Raw genomic sequence first — 18,472 nt, forward strand, 5'->3', positions numbered from 1 at the left:
TGTGTGACCGACCACCGTAATAATATGGCAGTCGGTCTCATTTGTAGAAAACTACGCGTATTTTTCGTATGCCCTGACTGCACTCAGAGCGGTCAGCAATGCCTGACGAACCATCGAGTCTGCCCGCATGCTTTCGTCCGGGGTGTGGAGCTTTTCGCCGGATGATCCGAGGCCGTCCAATACGGGGACACCCGCCTCGGAGACGATGTTGGCATCGGACCCGCCGCCCCGGAAGTTGGATTTGACAGACAATCCCAATTCTTTTGCAGCCTGTTCCACTGAATCAAACAGCGCAAGGTTTGCCTCGTTGGGAACCATGGGCGGACGTTCTATCTGAATTTTAAGGGTCGCTGATGTGCCGGAAAGAGTCGGCGAGGTGATGATTTTGTTGATGGCGGACCAGACTTTGTCTCGTCCTTCCATGGTTGTGAATCGTGTTTCAACTCGTGCTTTTGCTGTTGCGGCGACCGTGTTGGGGCCAACGCCACCTTCAATCTGCCCAACGTTCAGGGACGTGCCGGCTTCAGGATCGTTCAATGCTTCAAGCGCGGTGACCATCTGCGCCATTTCCGCAATGGCACTCGCTTTAGGAAAGGCTGCGTTGCCAGCGTGTCCGGCTTTACCGGTGACTTCAAAATCGAAGACGATGCGGCCCTTGCGACCTGTGACTATTTCACCGCCATTGGCACCAGAGCCTTCCATAACAAAACAGAAGTCGCTTCTTTTTGCTTCTTTTACAATAATGTCGCGGGAGTGGGGTGAGCCGATTTCCTCGTCAGAGTTGTAGGTGAATCCGACAGGGATTGTTTCTAGCAACCCGGCAGCCTGCATGGCCTTGGCTGCGAAAATACCGACGACCAGACCACCTTTCATGTCGTAGACGCCGGGACCGTATATGGTGTTCCCATCTTTTCTATAAGTATCGAACCCCATTTCTGGCGGAAAGACCGTGTCCATGTGACCGATCATGAGCAGACCGCCGCCGGAAATGCGAGCGGCGTTCTCGGCCACCAGATTATCGCCAGTGACATCACGCTGTTGACGGCGGATTGTCAGGCCCATGTCTTTAAAGGTGCCTTCAAGGACGTCCACGACCTTGTCCACTCCTTTCTTGTTTCCAGAGTAACTATTGATGTTCACGATCTGTTCAAGCAGGTCGAACATTTCGTTTTTGTTGTCTTCAAGGTACGTTTTGAGCGTTTGTATCATGTCCATGATGGTTTTTCCTGTACTTGGTTGGCGGTGTAAAACGGTGGACATGTTACAGGCAGCCAAATATTTGTTCAAGGAATTCAATGTATGGAGTTTTTTCGTCGAATATATTGATTTTTTGTAGAATTTATGACATTTTTGTGAGCCTTTTCTCGGTAAAAACCACAAGGAGATATTCATGAAAAAGAAACTGTTGATCAGCTTCGTCATCATGGCGAGCCTGATCCTCGGCGCATCCATTGCGATGGCCAAGGATCTGACCATCGGCCTCAAGGGCGAGCCTACCTCTCTCGACCCTCATTTCCACAATGTCACCCAGAACAACCAGATGGCCCTGTGGGTCTTTGACAAACTTATTCTTCAGGACTCCCGCCAGAAGTTGTATCCCGGTCTGGCCGAATCTTGGACACCTGTCAGCGACACCGTTTGGGAGTTCAAGCTCCGCCAAGGCGTCAAATTTCATGATGGTTCTCCGTTCACCGCAGAAGATATGAAATACACCATCGAGCGCATCCCCAATGTTCCTAACAGCCCCTCTTCCTTTACCGGTGCTGTGGGTGCGATCACCGAGGTCGAAGTTGTGGACCCGTACACCGTGCGTATTCACACTGAAAAACCGGCTCCTTTGATGCCGCGTAACTTTGCATCTTTCACCATTGTTTCCAAGAAAGCCTCTGAGGGCAAGGCCACCGAAGATTTCAACTCAGGTATAGCCTGTATCGGCACCGGTCCCTACAAGTTGGTCGAATGGGTTCGTGGTGACAAAATTGTCTACGAACGTAATGATGATTACTGGGGTGTGAAGCCCGCATGGGAAAAGATCATCGTTCGTCCCATTTCCAATGATGGAACACGCGTGGCTGCTCTTCAGTCTGGCGATGTTGACTTGATCAACTTTGTTCCCCCGGCAGACGTGAAGCATCTCAAGGCCGCCGAAGGTGTCGCTTTGTCGCAGTCTCCGTCCACCCGTCTGATCTACCTGCATCTTGATTCCGATCGTGACGATTCTCCCATGGTTACCGATAATGACGGTAACAAGATCAAGAATCCCATGAAGGACGTTTGCGTCCGCAAGGCCATTTCCAAGGCCATCAATCGCGAAGCCATTGCTGCTCGCATTATGGAAGGTCTGGCCATTCCCGCAGCACAGATGTTGCCCGAAGGCTATGAAGGGACTTCCAAGACTTTGCAGCCCGAAAAATATGATCCCAAGGGTGCCAAGGCTTTGCTGGCCGAAGCCGGTTACCCCGAAGGTTTCAAGCTGACTATTCATGGTCCCAATGACCGTTACGTCAACGATGGCGACATTGCTCAGGCTATCGCTCAGATGTTGACCAAGGTTGGCATCAAGACTGAAGTTAACACCATGCCCAAGGCCGTGTACTTTGGTAAGGCATCCGCGCTGGAATTTAGCCTCATGCTGCTTGGTTGGGCCACTGATACCGGTGAGCACACCAACTGCGTCGGTTCCCTGCTGCATACCTACGACAAGGAAAAGGGCTTCGGGTCTGCCAACCGTGGTCGTTATTCAAACCCCGTGGTTGACCAGAAGCTGGAAGAAGCTTTGGTGACTGTTGATCCTGCTGAGCACAACAAGATCGTCATCGAATGCGTTGAAGCCGGTATGAATGACGTTGGCATCGTGCCCATCCACTTCCAGGTCTCCGTTTGGGGTACCAAGAAGGGTCTGACTTACAATGGTCGTACCGACGGTTACACGCTGCCTTACGAAATCAAGGCTCAATAAAACCGTTTCAATTGTGTACAACGGGGGGACGCGTTATCGCGTTCCCTCGTTTTCCACGTAAATAAAGGACAGAAATGCTCGCGTTTCTTATTCGTCGCATCACTCAGAGCGCAGTCGTGCTTCTGGTTATGTCGGTTCTTGTGTTTGTCGGTGTGTACTACATCGGCAACCCGATCGACATTCTGATCGCACCCGACGCTTCTCCGGCCGAGTACGCTCGTGCCGTCAGCGAGTTTGGTTTGGACAAACCGCTGTGGGAACAATATTTCATTTTTCTCAAAGGCGCCCTGCATGGCAATTTCGGCAATTCGTTCGTATACAACGAACCCGCTCTCAAGATCATTTTTGATCGACTTCCGGCCACGTTGGAACTCGCCTTCACTGCCATGTTCATGGCGGTGTTCATGGGTATTCCGCTGGGCATGATCGCTGGTATCCAGCATGATAACTGGATCGGGCGTAACATCATGCGCTTCTCCATCCTCGGATTTTCCCTGCCTACATTCTGGGTCGGGCTCATGCTCATCATCATTTTTTCCGTGCAGCTCGGCTGGCTCCCTTCAGGTGGCCGTGGCGAGCCTGTCGAATTTCTTGGTATGCACTTCAGCTTTCTGTCGTGGAAAGGGTTGTCGTATCTCATTTTGCCAGCGTCCAATTTGGCCTTGTTCAAGACGTCCCTGGCCATCCGGCTCAGTCGCGCCGGAGTTCAGGAAAATTTGCAGATGGATTACGTGAAGTTTGCACGGGCCAAGGGCTTATCAAACACTCGTATTATCGGGCTGCATGTCATGAAGAATATCATGATCCCAGTGATTACCGTTCTCGGCATGGAGTTTGGTAACCTGATCGCATTCGCGGTTGTTACGGAAACAATTTTTGCATGGCCCGGTATGGGCAAGTTGGTGATTGACTCCATCGGAGTTTTGGACCGGCCTATCATTGTGGCATATCTGCTCATTACGGTGACCATGTTCATTCTCATCAATTTGATCGTGGACATCTTGTACTCGGTCCTTGACCCCAGGGTTCGCCTGGGCGACGAGCGATAGGGGGAGAACATGGCACAACAAAGTGAATCCTTGTTCTGGCAGACTGTTCAGGAATATTTCGAGAGCCGGGTGGCGACCATCGGGCTTATCCTTTTGACAATCATTGTTGCGGTGGCCTTGTTGGCACCGTTTATTTCGCCGCAAAATCCGTATGATCTCATGTCTATTGATATCATGGATTCCAAGCTTGCTCCGGGCGAAACGACTTTTGACGGAGCTACCACCTTCTATCTTGGTACGGACAGTCAGGGGCGCGATATGCTCAGCTCCATTCTGTACGGACTGCGCATTAGTCTCGGCGTGGGAGTACTTTCCACGGTTATCGCGCTCATTATAGGTGCGATTATCGGCCTTTGGGCTGCGTATCAAGGGGGGAAGACTGACGCTTTCATCATGCGAACGGTGGATTTGCAACTGAGTTTTCCCGCCATTTTGGTGGCGTTGATCCTACTCGCCATTCTCGGCAAGGGTATCGACAAGATCATTTTGGCGTTGGTCATGGTTCAGTGGGCGTATTACGCACGCGCCATCCGAAGCAACGTATTGGTGGAGCGCAACAAGGAATACGTGGAAGCGGCCAAATGTTTGGCGCTACCCAAGCGGCGAATCATGTTTGGTCACGTTTTGCCTAACTGTACGCCTGAGTTGATTGTTATTTCCACAGTCAAGGTGGCCGGGGCTATTGCTCTTGAAGCGACTTTGTCCTTTCTTGGTCTGGGAATGCCTATCACCAAGCCGTCGCTTGGTCTGCTTATCGCCAACGGATTCAAATTCCTGCAAAGCGGGTATTATTGGATCAGTGTGTATCCCGGCATAGCCCTGTTAATACTCATCGTCTGCATCAATCTGGTCGGCGACCGGTTACGCGACGTGTTGAATCCGAGGTTGAAGCGATGAGCGCACCACTTCTTGAAATGAAAGACCTCCAGACCTATTTTTATACCCGTGCGGGTGTGGTCAAGGCGGTCAACGGCATATCTCTCACCGTGAACAAGGGTGAGGTTATCGGCATTGTCGGCGAGTCCGGCTCTGGTAAATCCGTTATGGGCTTTTCCATCATGGGACTTGTTGATCCTCCAGGTCGTGTGGCTGGTGGGTCCATCAAGTTCAAGGGCAAGGAATTGGTCGATCAGACCGAGCCTGAATGGCGTTCCTTTCGTGGTAATAATGTGGCCATGATTTTTCAGGACCCCATGATGACCTTGAATCCTGTTTTGCGTATCGACACGCAGATGATCGAAGCTATTCGAGCTCATGAAAATGTCAGCAAGGCCGAGGCCCGTCGTCGTTCCGTCGAGGCTTTGGGTATGGTCGGAATTCCATCGCCCGAGGAGCGCATCAAGGCGTATCCGCACCAGTTCTCTGGTGGTATGCGTCAGCGTGTTGCCATTGCGACCGGGCTGTTGAATAATCCCGACCTCATTATTGCGGACGAGCCGACCACTGCGCTCGACGTGACTATTCAGAGTCAGATTCTCGCAGAGATGCAGAAGCTCTGTCGTAAAACGGATATGGCTCTTATGTGGATTACTCATGACCTGACTGTCATCGCTGGGTTGGCTCATCGGGTCGCTGTTATGTACGCAGGGACAATTATTGAGGAAGGCCCTGTGCAGGATGTGCTTGATAAACCACTGCATCCTTATACCGAAGGGTTGATTGGCTCGGTACCGAGTCGCAACCGGCGGGGCGAAAGACTTTATCAGATTCCAGGGACAACTCCGTCCCTGATTAATCTGCCGGAAGGGTGTCCTTTCAGGATGCGTTGTTCCCGGAGTTCAGAGAAGTGTTTTCAGGAGCCGCCCGTGACCATTATGGACGATGGCCGCAAGGTTTGTTGTTTTCATCCGGGCAAATATAACAGGAGCAACGGATAGTATTATGAGTGACGTAAAGACACCGTTCATCCGCTGTGAACATATCAGTAAGGTTTTTGAGAAAAAACTGGACTTTGCCAGTAAAGCGGCCCGCAGGCTTGGTGCGAAGATTCTCGAAGAGCGTGTACAGGCTGTGGACGACGTGAATCTGTACGTCATGCCCGGCGAAGTAGTCGGGTTGGTGGGTGAGTCCGGTTGCGGAAAGTCTACCCTTGGCCGCATGATCTGCGACATTATGCAGCAGACATCCGGCAATATTTATTACAAGGGTAAGAATGTTGTCGAGATGACCGCCAAGGAAAAGCTCGACTATGCCATCAATGTTCAGATGATTTTTCAGGATCCGTTTGCCTCGCTCAATCCGCGTAAGCGCGTCAAGGCGATCATTGGCGAAGCCCCATTATATCACGGTATGACCACGGCTAAAGAATTGGATAATTATCTTGATGGAGTCATGGAACAATGCGGTCTGGATACCTCCTTCAAGAATCGGTATCCACATCAGTTTTCCGGTGGACAGCGGCAGCGTGTCGGCATTGCTCGTGCTATGGCCGTGAAACCGGAATGTCTGGTCTGCGATGAATCCGTGGCTGCTTTGGATGTATCTATTCAGGCCCAGATTCTGAATCTGTTTATGGACTTGAGGGAACAGCACAATCTGACTTGTTTGTTCATCTCTCATGATCTTGGTGTGGTTGAGCACATTTCCGACCGTATCGCCGTTATGTATCTTGGACGTATCGTGGAAACCGCGCCCGTGGACGAGTTGTTCAAATCCCCATTTCATCCTTATACTCAGGCATTGTTGAACGAAGTGCCAAGGCTGGATAAACGCGGTGTGGATTTTTCTCCGCTTATCGGTGAGATTCCATCTCCTTTGGACCCGCCAACTGGCTGCCATTTCCATCCGCGCTGTGCGCATGCCATGGATATTTGCAAGCGAGAGGCCCCGACTCGGCGTGAAATCGCACCCGGCCGGTATGCTCGATGCCATCTGGATTCCTAGAAAGTGCGATTTTGTGAAGAATAAGGCCCCATGATATTTATCGTGGGGCCTTTTTTTTGTTTGACTAAGTAGCCTTCGGCGGTGCTTTTAGCGGGACCAGAGAATCTTTTGGAAAAGGTTCTTTGGACTTTTCCAAAATCTTTTGTCGCTCGCAACGCTCGGGGGCATACGTTTACAACGATGTCTATCCCCCTCGCCGAAGGCGCGACAAAAAGTTCTGGAAGGGGAGTCCAGAGGGGGAACCTCTTGAAAGAGGTTTCCCTTCTGGCCGCCGGAGGCATCTTTTTATTTTTGAGCGTCCATTCGTTTGAGCTTCTCGCGCAGGGTCTTTCGGTTGATTCCGAGGATTTCTGCGGCTCGGGTCTTGTTGTCGCCGGTCATGGCAAGCACGTTGAGGATGTGTTCGGCTTCGACTTCATCGAGGGAACGGTCAACGCGTCCGCCTGCTGGCAGACTGAACCGCATGTCTTCCGGGAGATCTGCGACTTCGATCACGTCTCGGTCTACAATGACGACCAGACGGTGGATGAGATTTTCCATTTCGCGGACATTGCCGGGCCACGGATGATTGCGGAGGGCATTGAGGGCTTCGTCGCTCAGGACAGGTGCAGTGCGCCGCATGGTTTTTGAAAATTTGTTCAGGAAATGGTTGATGAGCGCTAGCATGTCGTCACCACGTTCTCGCAAAGTGGGAACCGGGATGTCTACGATGTTTATGCGGTAATAGAGGTCTTCGCGGAAGCTGCCTTCCTCTACCAGTTGTTTAAGGTTTTCGTGGGTGGCGGCCAGAATACGAGTGTCAGCAGTGAGCACCTTGCTGGAGCCTACCTTGCAGAATTCTTTTGATTGGATGACCCGAAGGATTTTGGCCTGCATGTTGGGGCTGGCGTCACCAATTTCGTCCAGAAAAATTGAGCCGCTGTGTGCTATTTCGAAAAAACCAGCCCGACCGTTTTTGGCGCCGGTAAAGGCTCCTTTGACATGGCCGAAAAGTTCGGATTCTACGAGTCCTTCCGGGATGGCGGTACAGTTGACCGGGACGAACGGGGCGGAACGGCGGTCGCTGTTGTAGTGGACTGCACGGGCCACAAGCTCTTTACCTGTGCCTGAATTGCCAGAAATAAGGACGTTGGCATCGCTTTTGGCGGCCTGCTCTATACGACGGAAGACCCTTTTCATTTCCGGGGAATCGCCGATGATACCAAAGTTGTCGGGTGGCGTGTCGCCGGTACTTAGGATGCGGCGCCGGAGCAGTCGATCCACAATGCGCTGTACAGCCGTAAGCAGTTCATCTGTTGTGAAAGGTTTGGCGAGGTATTCTCCGGCGCCGTCCTTGATGGCTTTGACCGCTCCGGGAATGGAGGGGTAGCCGGTGATCATCATGATTTCCGTGTGCTGGTGATTGTCACGGACGTGTTTGATGAGGTCCAGACCGGTCGCTTGTGGCATGCGAAAATCCGTGATGACAAGGTCTATGTCCAGTTCCTCAAGTAAGGGCAGGGCTTCGGCCACGGCCTGGCATGTATAGACTTCGTATCCGCCGGACTGAAGGTTGCGCTTGAGAACTTCAAGGGTGTTGGCGCTGTCGTCCACGGCCAGAATCCTAATATGATCACTCATGGGTATACCGTTGTGTTGCGTTGACTGGGGAAGGCGATTTCTACCTGCGTACCATTGTTTTGGGTGGAGTTTACCTGAATGAATCCGTTGTGTGCCTTGACGATTCCGTGAACTACGGACAGGCCTAATCCGGTTCCTTTGTCCACATCTTTGGTGGTGTAAAACGGGCTGAATATCTGTTTGAGTGTGTCCTGCTTCATCCCTGAGCCAGTGTCTTCTACTATGAGATAGACATCGCCCTTATCCACCGTGCGTGCCGTCAAAGTGCCGCCATCGGGCATGGCCTGAATGGCGTTGGCTGCCAGGTTGACTACGACCTGTTTGATGTGTTGAGGGTCAGCCATTATGTGGGGGAGGGCTTCGTCAAATTCACACCGGACTTCGACATGGGAACGTTTGGCATTGGCCGAGGTGATATGCAAGGCCTGATCCACCAATTCGTTGAGATTTACAGCGATTTTTTGGGGTGGGAACTGGCGGCTGAAGAACATGAGTTTGCGGATGATCTCGCGTGCGTGCAGGGATGAGTCCACGATATTTCCAAGATCATTGGTCGCTTGTTCCGGCAGTTTTGGTGTCTGGAGGGCCAGTTGAGCAAATCCGAGAATGTTCGCCAGTGGTTCGTTGATTTCATGGGCTACGCCAGCAGAAAATTGGCCGATTTTTGCCAATCGGTCTGCTTGTCGGAGTTGGCTCTCGAGAGCCTGTTTTGCTCGACGGGTTTCCTTTTTTCCGATGAGGATTGAGACTTGTTTTGCCACCATGACCAGAAAGCCTTTTTTGTGTCTGAGTATGGCAGGGGAAGGGTGCTCTTCGCTGTTATCCACGGATACAGTCAGCATACCCCGATGTTCCTCATTGACAAGTAGTGGTTCTGCAAAGGAATGGATATCTTCTGAAATTCCTACGGTTTTCCAGGTTTCGCCATCCAGACTGATTCGGACATGCGTCCGAGCCGGGTCCTTGAAAGCGTGTGGCAGAAGGTGGACTACCTGATCCAACATAGAGGCGAGCTTCGGCTGCATACTCGTCATGATCTGGCTGATTTTATAGAGACAGTCGAGTTCCCGGTTGCGTTCGATCAGGGAATACCTTTCACGAAGCAGTCCTTTTTCGCGCAGGATGAGGTTAGTCACGTCCTGTCCAACGCATAACAGGCTGATAATTTCGCCGTTGGAGTCGGTCAGGGGTTTGAGGTTCCAGTTGACGTAAACTGTATCACCGTCTCTGGCTGAAATGACTCCGGCAAAGGCGGATATGTCGAGTTCTTGAAAACTGTCAGTGATGGCGTGTCGAGCGGCCTCTCGATCTTCTTCTGGGATGAAGGTTTCAAACCAGTCCCGCCCAGCCAGTTCCTGCATGGTGTAGCCGGAAAGGAATTCAAGTTCCGAGTTACCGTGAATGATCCTCCCCTTAATATCCAGCGTGACCACGATGCCGTGGGTGAGCTGCATGACCGTTTCGTAATAATTGTGGAGGTTCATCATATTTCCTTTATGGATATAAAATATATGGAAATCGGTGATGAGTAAACACCCGTGACCAGAAAGGGCGTAAAGGGTGCACGGCCCGACCTCTCGGGGACGGTCGGGCCGTGCGGCATAGGGTATGTACTTACAATGAATTAATGGCTGAGTCTCAGTCCCCATCCTTCAAAGACGAAGAGAATGGCAAAGCCGTACCACAGGGTATAGAAGACATAGAAGACCAGTGAGAATATAACCAGACCAAGATTATCCATGATGTGCATGGGCTCAATCTTGAAGTAGTTGTATGCGGCTTCCACTCCCTTCTTTTCTATAGTGTTGATAACCTTGGCAGCTTCAAACTGACCTTGGTCCGTGAGTTCCTTGTCCATGAGCTTCAGGCTGGTCCACCAGTTGAACATGATTCGCCGGGGTTCCAGGTTGTATTTTGTTTGCAGTACGTCACCCTTGTTGTGATACATGGTGTCGCAGTCCGTGAGGGTTGCATCCAGAATGCTGCCCAAAGAACCGTTGACGTGTAACGCCTTTCCCTGCAGAGCGGTTTTGACACCGGCTGTCAGGAACAGGGCCGTGGCCTGACTGGCTTCGATCTCGCTGTCGTAGTTCAGCGTTAAATCAATGTCCGTGGATGCATACTTGCTGAATTCTTTCTTGAGAGCCGGGGCATATTCCACGGATCCCTTTGAGATTGAGTTGTAAAGGTTATCTAGATATTCCATTGCATTGTGACCATTAAATAATGGCTGGAACATGAAGAACAGGACAACGAAGAAGGCTACCAGGAGACCTGCGCCTCCATAGAATTCCTTTTTGTTATGAATCATTTTACGCCTCCTTTCGCTTGAGCGACGAGATGTTCTTGAGGAACGTTCCGATGACCCAGACGGAGAATCCTCCGATCACAATGAAAAACGCCCATATACCGATATCGTTAAGTATCGATCCGAATCCGGGCGAAATGGGAATGAGACCCATCTCACCAAGTTTGCCCGGCAGGGCGAAAATACGGTTCATGAAGCCGGCCAGGACAGCCATTGCGTAGAAGCCGCGAATGGTGATGCCAGGAACAACTTTGGTGACCAAAGCACCGATCTGGATACCAAGGAGGGAGCCGATGAGCATACCCATAGCCAAGGTATAAAAGATGAATCCGTAGATAGCGTACTGGGTGACTGATGCAAAACCTGCAGTGAATACAATCTGGAAGATGTCAGTACCGACTGTTGTCATGGATGACACACCCAGAACGTAGACGAAGATCGGGAAGGTCAGGAACCCACCACCAACACCCATGATGCCTGCAGCCAGACCGACGAGGAGACCAGACAGAACCAGGAATATCCAGGAGATTTTGCGTCCGCCGGGAATGAGGTCTTGGTCGAACTTGATCATGGGCGGGAACTTGACGTCCTGAAGGGACTTGGACATGGCGCCAATTTCTACACCCTCTTCGCCACCGTGCGCTCCGCCGCCTTTATCAGCCTTGCGAGAACGAAGGAAGTCGGTCAGGGCATAGATGCCGAGGAATCCAAGCATGACGGAATAAATAGTGGTGATGAACGCGTCGCTCAAGACCGGATTTATTTCATACAATACACGGTTGATGATACCGCCAGCCGTGGCTCCAAGGACGGCTCCAATAAGGAACACTGCGGCCAGAGGGACGGAGACATTACCGAGTTTGCGGTGAATGACACTGCCCATGATCGCCTTGGCGAAAATATGGAAAAGGTCTGTACCAACTGCCAGAATGCCTTTGATGCCTGCGGACATGAGGGCCGGGGCGATAATGAATCCGCCACCCGCGCCGATACATCCGGTAATCAGGCCTGCCCCCACGCCGATGGCGATGGACACAAGGAAAATGCCCAGACTGTAAAACGCCGGACTGTATGCTTTCTTTCCACCGAGCAGATCGGGCAACAACGGTCCGATGTCATCGGCAAAGGCAATGCCGCCAAGAATGATGGGAATGACCATCAAGCCAATAATCATAAGCTTCTTTCGGCTGCTCACGATGGACTTGGCATTGGCGATTTCCCACTCTGCCATGGCGCCAGCCCCGGCGAGCATGAACTTCCCCCACTGACTGAAAAATCTCATGTGTATCCTCACTTCCTTTAGGTGTTGTATCGTCTGGATTCCGTCTAATTAAAGTATGGAAATCCTGATTCACGTATCATTTCTGCTTGCTTCACGCACTTTGTCAACCAATTCGTCAATATTTACCGGCTTCATCAGGTATCCGCAGGCTCCAAGTCCCATGCTTGCAAGGACCATGTCCGTGTCTGCGTGGGCAGTGAGCATTATGACAGCTATCTGTGGATGAGTCCGTTTGATTTCGCTCAGGGTTCTGAGTCCGTCCATGCCTGCCATTTTAATATCAAGCAGGATGACATCCACTGGACGGTTGTCGAGTTCGGTCAACGCATTTTGGCCGCTGGAGGCGGTGTGGACGTCCATGCCACGCCGCGCTAGTCGTTTGCCAAGAGGTGCGCTGAAATCGATTTCGTCATCGACCAGCAGAATCCTGATTTGTTTCATGACGCTCTCTCCAGGCTGACTTGCTGGGAAATCATGTCCAGCAGTGCGCTGAAATCGAATGGTTTCGACAGATATCCGGCGGCACCGTTTTTTATACAGGCCGCTCTTGCCACTTCACATCCATGGCCAGTCAGCATGATGACCGGCATTTGCGGTATCAGCAGCTTGAAGACTTTCAGGATTTCGATTCCATCCATGCCTTCGAGCTTAAGGTCCACGATGGCGACATCGAAATCACGGTTTCGGAGAATTTGGATAGCCTCCTCGCCGCTGGAAGCAGTGCAGGCGTTGACGCCTCGCCGCTCCATGCGCTTGCAGAGTACGTCTGCAAAGCCGGTTTCATCGTCTACGATGAGCAATCTGATTTCTTTGATGTCTGTCATGTTTTGTTCCGCCTTCGAACTGTTACGCCATGCGTTGGGCGATGTCCGAGACCCGGGCGTCCACTGCCTCGGCCTCGTGGTCTTGCTTCAACGCCACTGCTTCAAGGATCTTGGCATTCAATTCTTCAAAGTCGCAGGGCTTCATGAGATAGTCGTATGCCCCGTGCTGGATTCCCTCGATGGCTGTGGGGACCGTTGCATGGCCAGTCAACATGATGACTTCGACCAGAGAGTACGCTTCCTTGATTTCCTGCAAGACTGTCAGGCCGTCCTTGATGGGCATCTTCATGTCCAGAATGACGACTTGAATACCTGGATTTTCTGCAAGCCGAGTCATGGCTTCGTCGCCGTTGAACGCCTTGAAGACAGACATGTTTCGCTTACCGAGTCGCTTGGCAACCGCTTCCACGAAGCCCACTTCATCGTCCACTATCAATACGGTGGCATCAGTCATGGAGCATCTCCTTTGGTGTTTCCTGATTGGTGTGGTGAGGAGGAATGGGGAGCCGGATATTGAATCTGGTTCCTTTCCCCACGGTACTTTCAACATCTATTTCTCCACCCATTTGGTGGATGATTCCGAAACATATGGACAGTCCAAGTCCGCTGCCCTTGCCCACGGGCTTGGTGGTGAAAAATGGATCAAATATCCTATTCAGATTGGCAGCCGCGATACCGGGACCAGTGTCGGCCACCGAGATGAGGATCTGACTATCCTCGGTTCCGCACGAGACGGACAGAACGCCCCCGACAGGTTCCATGGCTTGGATGGAATTGTTCACGAGATTGAGGAGCACCTGCTGCAATTCCGTGGTTGAAGCATTGATACTCGGTAGATCCGTGTCGAGATCCAGCGAAAAGTCCACCTTGGCGTATTTGGCTTGTTGCATGGATATGTCCACCACTTCTTCAACAAGCTCCGGCAGAGATATTTCAGTAGCGCGAGAATCAGACTGTCGGGCAAAGCTGAGGAGCTTATGGGTGATGTCTTTGCACCGTTGTCCCTGAGTACGGACTTGATGCAGAGCACGGTCGATTTCGGTCGAAGCCTTTATTTGGGCCTTTTCATCTTCCAAGAGGTCGCTGACCCATCCCGCTTCCTCGATCATGATGGCAACGGGGTTATTTATTTCGTGAGCAATTCCCGCCGCAAGTTCGCCGATAGCTGCCAGCTTACCGGTTTCCACAATCTGCTTGCTCATCAACTCGGATTCCACATCCATGGACTTGAGTCTGACCACGAGCTTGCGGGAGATGACGATTGCTGTAGCAACGATGGCAACGCCGCCCAACAGGAAAATAATGAGTGTGACCATTTCACTGCGCGTCATGGCAGAAAAAGCGTCTGCGTAATTTTGTTGATATACGAGTGACCAGTCGCCGTTCTTCATGGGCGAGGAAACTGTGATGTATGTGTCGTCATTCTCAGCAAGGGCTTCACGGATGGTGATACCCCGGACGCTTGCCGGGATGAGAGTGGACTTGATTGGGGTCAAGGCCATTTTCTGGTTGTTCAGGGGTGTTGTCTGAAACACGCCTTCTCGATTGAGAATATAAGCGCAGCCGGTTTCACCGATGCGGATGTTTTCAACGATGGAACTGAAGGCCAGGAAGTCAATGGATGCACGAAGTGTCCATTGTTGTTTATCCATGTTGTTTATGGTGATGATGAAATGAGGAGATTGGCGCAGTCCCATGAATACGTCACTGATGTACGTGGTCTTGTTTCGAGACTTTTTGTACCATTGAGCCTGTGAATAATCGGCACCGAGCAGCTCGAGTGGCCCGGCGTATGCCACCTGCTTGCCGTTTTCATCAATCACTCCGAGGTCCACGAAGATGCGACCATACTGCTGACGTAATCCCTTCAGAGTATTTTCGATGAATACGGGGTCAGAGAGTTGTTCGTAGGTAAAAACCTTGTTGAGGTATTGAATTTCCGAGAGTTTTTCCTTGAGGAAACTGTCGATCTCATGCTTGTGCTTGTCTACGAGCTCGGCAAGGTGTGCGTATACTTTTTCGTGATATATGGAACGGAATTGGTCGAAAATCAGGCCACCCACCAGAATCAACGGAGCCAGCGAAACCGCGATGATGGTCAGCGCGATGTTGCGGGACAGTTTGTCGTACGAGACGTTCTTTTCAGGGTGCATGGCTGGTTCCAATGTCTTTGTCGAGGTTCCACGTATTTTAATGAGATCAATGAGTCTCACCCTCTAAAAAGCAAATGGTGTGCCATTGGATGGATGGTCGACTATAAAGAGGGTAATAGGGGTTACCGTCTCTTACTCATTGAAATAAAAGAATTTATTTTAATAATTAAGAGAGCATCATTGAGCCTTCAGGATGAAGTGAGAGGGGGAATTAAAGAGAGTTAGTTCAAGCTTTTCTTTTGAATTGGTACATTTTGTCTCGGTGGTACAAAACGCCTCGCCGGGAGAAAATGGGGCGAAAAACCGTTGATTTCAAAGGTGAGAATGAAAGAAAAATGGAGGCGAGGCATTTTGTACCACCTCGAAGCGTCCATTTGAGAATGATTCAGTTTTTATATTTTCAAGAGGTATTTTTTTTAAAGGAAAAGATAGAAAATTGAATCAGGCTGAAATTGTCTGAGGTGGCATGAAGTGTAGATGTGGCTTGGCTATGCCGAGATGTACAGTCGTGTTTTTTGTCGAATGTTCCAGAGCCGTGAGTTGGTCGACGGTAGCAGTGACGGTCTGGTCGTCGCATCGGATTTGTGCGGTCCAATGGAATCCGATGCGGTCGATTCGGGTGACGTTACCCCGGAGCGTGCACCAGTCGTCTGGGAACCGATTTGTTTGTGAGACCAGAATGTCTTCTGGGCGGAAGGCGACGTATCCATCGTCCCAGTCCGGTTTTCTGTCCAGCGAGACTGTGTGTCCGGCAAATGAGCATTGTCCGTTGTGGAAGCATGCGGGCAGGACGTTGGCCATGCCCACGAATTCGGCCACAAATGGGGTGGCAGGTTGACGGAAAATATCGGTGACATCTCCAGCCTGTTCAAGTCGACCGTTGCGGATGACGGCGGCGCGGTCTGCCAGTGTCAGTGCGTCTACAAAATCGTGGGTGACCATGAGGATCGTTAGGCCAGTGTCCTGATGTAGTTCTTTGAGAGTCTGTCGCAATTCGGCTCTGAATTGGGGGTCCAACGATGACATAGGCTCGTCGAGCAAGAGTACGCGTGGGTGACAGGCAAGGGCGCGGGCAATGGAAACGCGTTGTTTTTCGCCACCGGACAGCTTGTCTGGTTTTCGGTTGACCACGCGGGACAGGCCGAGGCGTTCTAGTAGTTCAAGCGCTTCCCTTTTACCTGTCCGGGCATCGACGCCGTGATACCGTTGACCATAGGTGACATTATCCAAGACGGTCAGGTGCGGAAACAGGGAGTGGTCCTGATAGACAAGGCTGACTTTGCGGCGTTCCGGTGGGAGTTTGGCAACGTCTCGACCATGAACGAGTAAATTACCCGTGCCTTGGGGAGCCAGTCCGGCCAGACTTTCCAGCACAAGGGTTTTGCCAGATCCGGTGGGGCCTATCAATGTGAAAAATTCACCGCGTCGCACATGCAGGTTGATGTCGGTGACGGCAAATCCGGGCAATTGGATGGTCAAGTTACGAATATCAATCATATTCCGCTCCTTTTGGGCAGAGAAAAGGCCCGCAGGAGCAGGAAAAAGAGCATGCTTACCAGAATCAGGATAACGGCTACCGGTTGTGACCAGCCAAGTCCATATGCCGTGAAGCGTTCGTACATGAGTACAGGAGCGGTCATGGGGTGGTAGGCCACGATGATGATTGCGCCGAATTCACTGATGGCGCGGGCCATGCACATGATCATGCCCACGAGCATGTATCGCCATGACAGCGGGAGTGTGATGCGGAAAAATGTGTGTCCACGACCGGCACCCAGAGAGCGGGAAACATTTTCGAGCCGTGGCGGAATGGATTCAATGCCACCCTTAACGGTGTTGACGTAGAAGGGCAGTCCCACGAAAACCAATACCGAGACAATTCCTGTGGTCGTCCCCATGATTTCCACGCCGAGGTCCGAGATGAATGTACCGAACCACGTGTCGCGGCCTGTCAGGCTGAGCAAGGATATACCGACCACCGGATGGGGGATCATGATGGGCAGGTCGATGATACTTTCCACCACGTTTTTCCCCGGAAATTCGTGTCTGGCGAGAATGTAAGCCAGAGGGGTTCCGAAAATGAGAGCAATGAGTGCTGCCATGCCCGAAGTGGACATGGAAAGCCAGATCGACTGGATTACGGCAGGATCGACGAGTGTTTCGACAAGTCGTTCCCAAGTGGGAGCGGCAATAGTCGAGGCCAGCGGTGCCGCAATGAACAACAGGATCAGGACAGACGAGCCCAGAAACCAGAGCTGGAAGAGTGAGCCGGGGAGGCCCCGTAAAACGGAGCCTCCCTGGTATGCGGTGCTGGGTGAAGCCATGGTTATTAGTTGACTTCCACGAGAGTTTTGAGGTTGGCTGGCAGTTTTGCCATGCCGGCTTCGTCAGTGCGAACAGGCTCGAAAGGTGGTTGGCCCATATCCTTCAGGATTTTGAGGCCACCTTCAGGATCGAACATGTATGCCAGGAAAGCCTCGGCGGCTTCCGGGTTCTTGGCGGTATCGAGCATGGTGATGCCGTAAGTGATGGATTTGCCGACGCGTTCGATGAAAGTGCCGGGCTTTTTGCCGGTGACTTTGACACGGGCCTGAGAATAGAAGTCGGTCAACGTGTAGTTGCTCAAGTTCATGTGGTTGTCGATGGTGATGTATTTGAGGCCGTGCTGGACAGCGACAGAAAGGTATTCCCATGCGTAATCCATATGACCGGACTGGAGCAGTGAAATGAGCTCGACAGACTTGGGACGGACATTCTTTTCAGGACGGTTGGCGATGAGAGCATCAGCCAGACCTGGCTTTTTGTAGAATTTCTCAGCCAGTTGCAGGACCATGATGGAACGGTAACCGCATGGGTCGAGGTTGGGATCTGAATGTCCCCAGACAACGCCTTTTTTCTGCAAAATGTCAGTCCAGTTGTCGCTGTTGATTTCTTTGGCGAACTTGGAGTTGTCAGTGTAGCAGAGCACCATCTGGTTGGTGGCGAAGCGCACGTTCCAGGATGCGTACTTGGGCATCAGGTTCTTGTTGATGACCACGTAGTCGGCGGAAGCCATGATATCAGCAGGTTTGCCGACTTCGGAGATAAGGCGGGCCATTTTTGTGGAGCCGCCGGATTCCCGTTGAACATCAACACCGGGGTATTTGGCTTCAAAAGCCTTTTCCATGGCGTCGAAGGGTACGGACAGGCTGCCCGCATGAAAAATAACCAGTTTGCCGGTAGGCTCGGCTGAGGCAGGACTCCACGTACAGAGGACGACTGCTAAACAGACACACAGGGCCAAGGCACATTGATGAGAGAGAGAATGCATAAAACCTCCTAGACATATAGTCATATATTCAATTGATGAGGCTTATATGCTCTCTCTAACATAATTCGTCAACAGAGGAGAAAC

The 18,472-nt window shown here is 51.5% G+C and carries 17 protein-coding genes; 5 read left to right on the forward strand and 12 right to left on the reverse strand.

Annotated features, from left to right (window positions below; genetic code table 11):
• Positions 1–51: 51 nt before the first annotated feature.
• Positions 52–1,260 (reverse strand): M20 family metallopeptidase, encoded by a 1,209-nt coding sequence (locus SYK_RS15385; protein WP_281761153.1) that lies wholly within the window; start codon positions 1,258–1,260, stop codon positions 52–54.
• Between the two features lie 130 nt (positions 1,261–1,390).
• On the opposite strand from SYK_RS15385, the gene SYK_RS15390 reads away from it, so the two are divergent.
• From SYK_RS15390 to SYK_RS15410, 5 genes are all read left to right on the forward strand, one after another.
• The gene (locus tag SYK_RS15390; protein WP_281761154.1) at positions 1,391–2,959 is read left to right on the forward strand and encodes an ABC transporter substrate-binding protein; all 1,569 of its coding nucleotides are present in this window, start codon (positions 1,391–1,393) and stop codon (positions 2,957–2,959) included.
• 74 nt (positions 2,960–3,033) lie between these two features.
• The gene (locus SYK_RS15395; RefSeq protein ID WP_281761155.1) at positions 3,034–4,008 is read left to right on the forward strand and encodes an ABC transporter permease; all 975 of its coding nucleotides are present in this window, start codon (positions 3,034–3,036) and stop codon (positions 4,006–4,008) included.
• 9 nt (positions 4,009–4,017) lie between these two features.
• Positions 4,018–4,905, forward strand: a complete 888-nt coding sequence (locus SYK_RS15400; protein ID WP_281761156.1) for an ABC transporter permease — start codon at positions 4,018–4,020, stop codon at positions 4,903–4,905.
• Positions 4,902–5,885 carry an ABC transporter ATP-binding protein gene (locus SYK_RS15405; RefSeq protein ID WP_281761157.1) on the forward strand — a complete coding sequence of 328 codons (984 nt, stop codon included), beginning with the start codon at positions 4,902–4,904 and terminating at the stop codon, positions 5,883–5,885. Before SYK_RS15400 ends, SYK_RS15405 begins: the two co-directional genes overlap by 4 nt.
• 4 nt (positions 5,886–5,889) lie before the next feature.
• Entirely contained in the window at positions 5,890–6,891 is a 1,002-nt protein-coding gene (locus SYK_RS15410) for an ABC transporter ATP-binding protein (protein ID WP_281761158.1), read from the forward strand.
• 285 nt (positions 6,892–7,176) lie between these two features.
• Here the strand turns inward: SYK_RS15410 and SYK_RS15415 are convergent, their stop codons facing one another.
• From SYK_RS15415 to wtpA, 11 genes are all read right to left on the reverse strand, one after another.
• Positions 7,177–8,511, reverse strand: a complete 1,335-nt coding sequence (locus SYK_RS15415; protein WP_281761159.1) for a sigma-54-dependent transcriptional regulator — start codon at positions 8,509–8,511, stop codon at positions 7,177–7,179.
• Positions 8,508–9,995: a PAS domain-containing sensor histidine kinase gene (locus tag SYK_RS15420; RefSeq protein ID WP_281761160.1), complete on the reverse strand. Its 1,488-nt coding sequence runs from the start codon at positions 9,993–9,995 to the stop codon at positions 8,508–8,510. The genes SYK_RS15415 and SYK_RS15420 overlap by 4 nt, the downstream gene beginning before the upstream one ends.
• 140 nt (positions 9,996–10,135) lie before the next feature.
• The gene (locus SYK_RS15425) at positions 10,136–10,822 is read right to left on the reverse strand and encodes a hypothetical protein (RefSeq protein ID WP_281761161.1); all 687 of its coding nucleotides are present in this window, start codon (positions 10,820–10,822) and stop codon (positions 10,136–10,138) included.
• A 1-nt stretch (position 10,823) separates the two neighbouring features.
• Positions 10,824–12,101: a sulfite exporter TauE/SafE family protein gene (locus SYK_RS15430; RefSeq protein WP_281761162.1), complete on the reverse strand. Its 1,278-nt coding sequence runs from the start codon at positions 12,099–12,101 to the stop codon at positions 10,824–10,826.
• 69 nt (positions 12,102–12,170) lie between these two features.
• Positions 12,171–12,542, reverse strand: coding sequence for a response regulator (locus tag SYK_RS15435; protein WP_281761163.1), 372 nt, complete (start codon positions 12,540–12,542; stop codon positions 12,171–12,173).
• Positions 12,539–12,925 carry a response regulator gene (locus tag SYK_RS15440; RefSeq protein ID WP_281761164.1) on the reverse strand — a complete coding sequence of 129 codons (387 nt, stop codon included), beginning with the start codon at positions 12,923–12,925 and terminating at the stop codon, positions 12,539–12,541. Before SYK_RS15440 ends, SYK_RS15435 begins: the two co-directional genes overlap by 4 nt.
• A 22-nt stretch (positions 12,926–12,947) precedes the next feature.
• A complete protein-coding gene (locus SYK_RS15445; RefSeq protein WP_281761165.1) occupies positions 12,948–13,379 on the reverse strand; it encodes a response regulator in 432 nt (143 codons plus the stop codon).
• Positions 13,372–15,138, reverse strand: coding sequence for a sensor histidine kinase (locus tag SYK_RS15450; protein ID WP_281761166.1), 1,767 nt, complete (start codon positions 15,136–15,138; stop codon positions 13,372–13,374). Before SYK_RS15450 ends, SYK_RS15445 begins: the two co-directional genes overlap by 8 nt.
• A gap of 381 nt (positions 15,139–15,519) precedes the next feature.
• Positions 15,520–16,575: an ABC transporter ATP-binding protein gene (locus SYK_RS15455; RefSeq protein ID WP_281761167.1), complete on the reverse strand. Its 1,056-nt coding sequence runs from the start codon at positions 16,573–16,575 to the stop codon at positions 15,520–15,522.
• The gene (locus SYK_RS15460; RefSeq protein ID WP_281761168.1) at positions 16,572–17,402 is read right to left on the reverse strand and encodes an ABC transporter permease; all 831 of its coding nucleotides are present in this window, start codon (positions 17,400–17,402) and stop codon (positions 16,572–16,574) included. The genes SYK_RS15455 and SYK_RS15460 overlap by 4 nt, the downstream gene beginning before the upstream one ends.
• A gap of 5 nt (positions 17,403–17,407) precedes the next feature.
• Positions 17,408–18,388, reverse strand: a complete 981-nt coding sequence (wtpA, locus tag SYK_RS15465; protein ID WP_281761169.1) for a tungstate ABC transporter substrate-binding protein WtpA — start codon at positions 18,386–18,388, stop codon at positions 17,408–17,410.
• Between the last annotated feature and the right edge of the window lie 84 nt (positions 18,389–18,472).

It is taken from the genome of Pseudodesulfovibrio nedwellii (assembly GCF_027923765.1).
Taxonomy (GTDB): Bacteria; Desulfobacterota; Desulfovibrionia; order Desulfovibrionales; family Desulfovibrionaceae; genus Pseudodesulfovibrio; species Pseudodesulfovibrio nedwellii.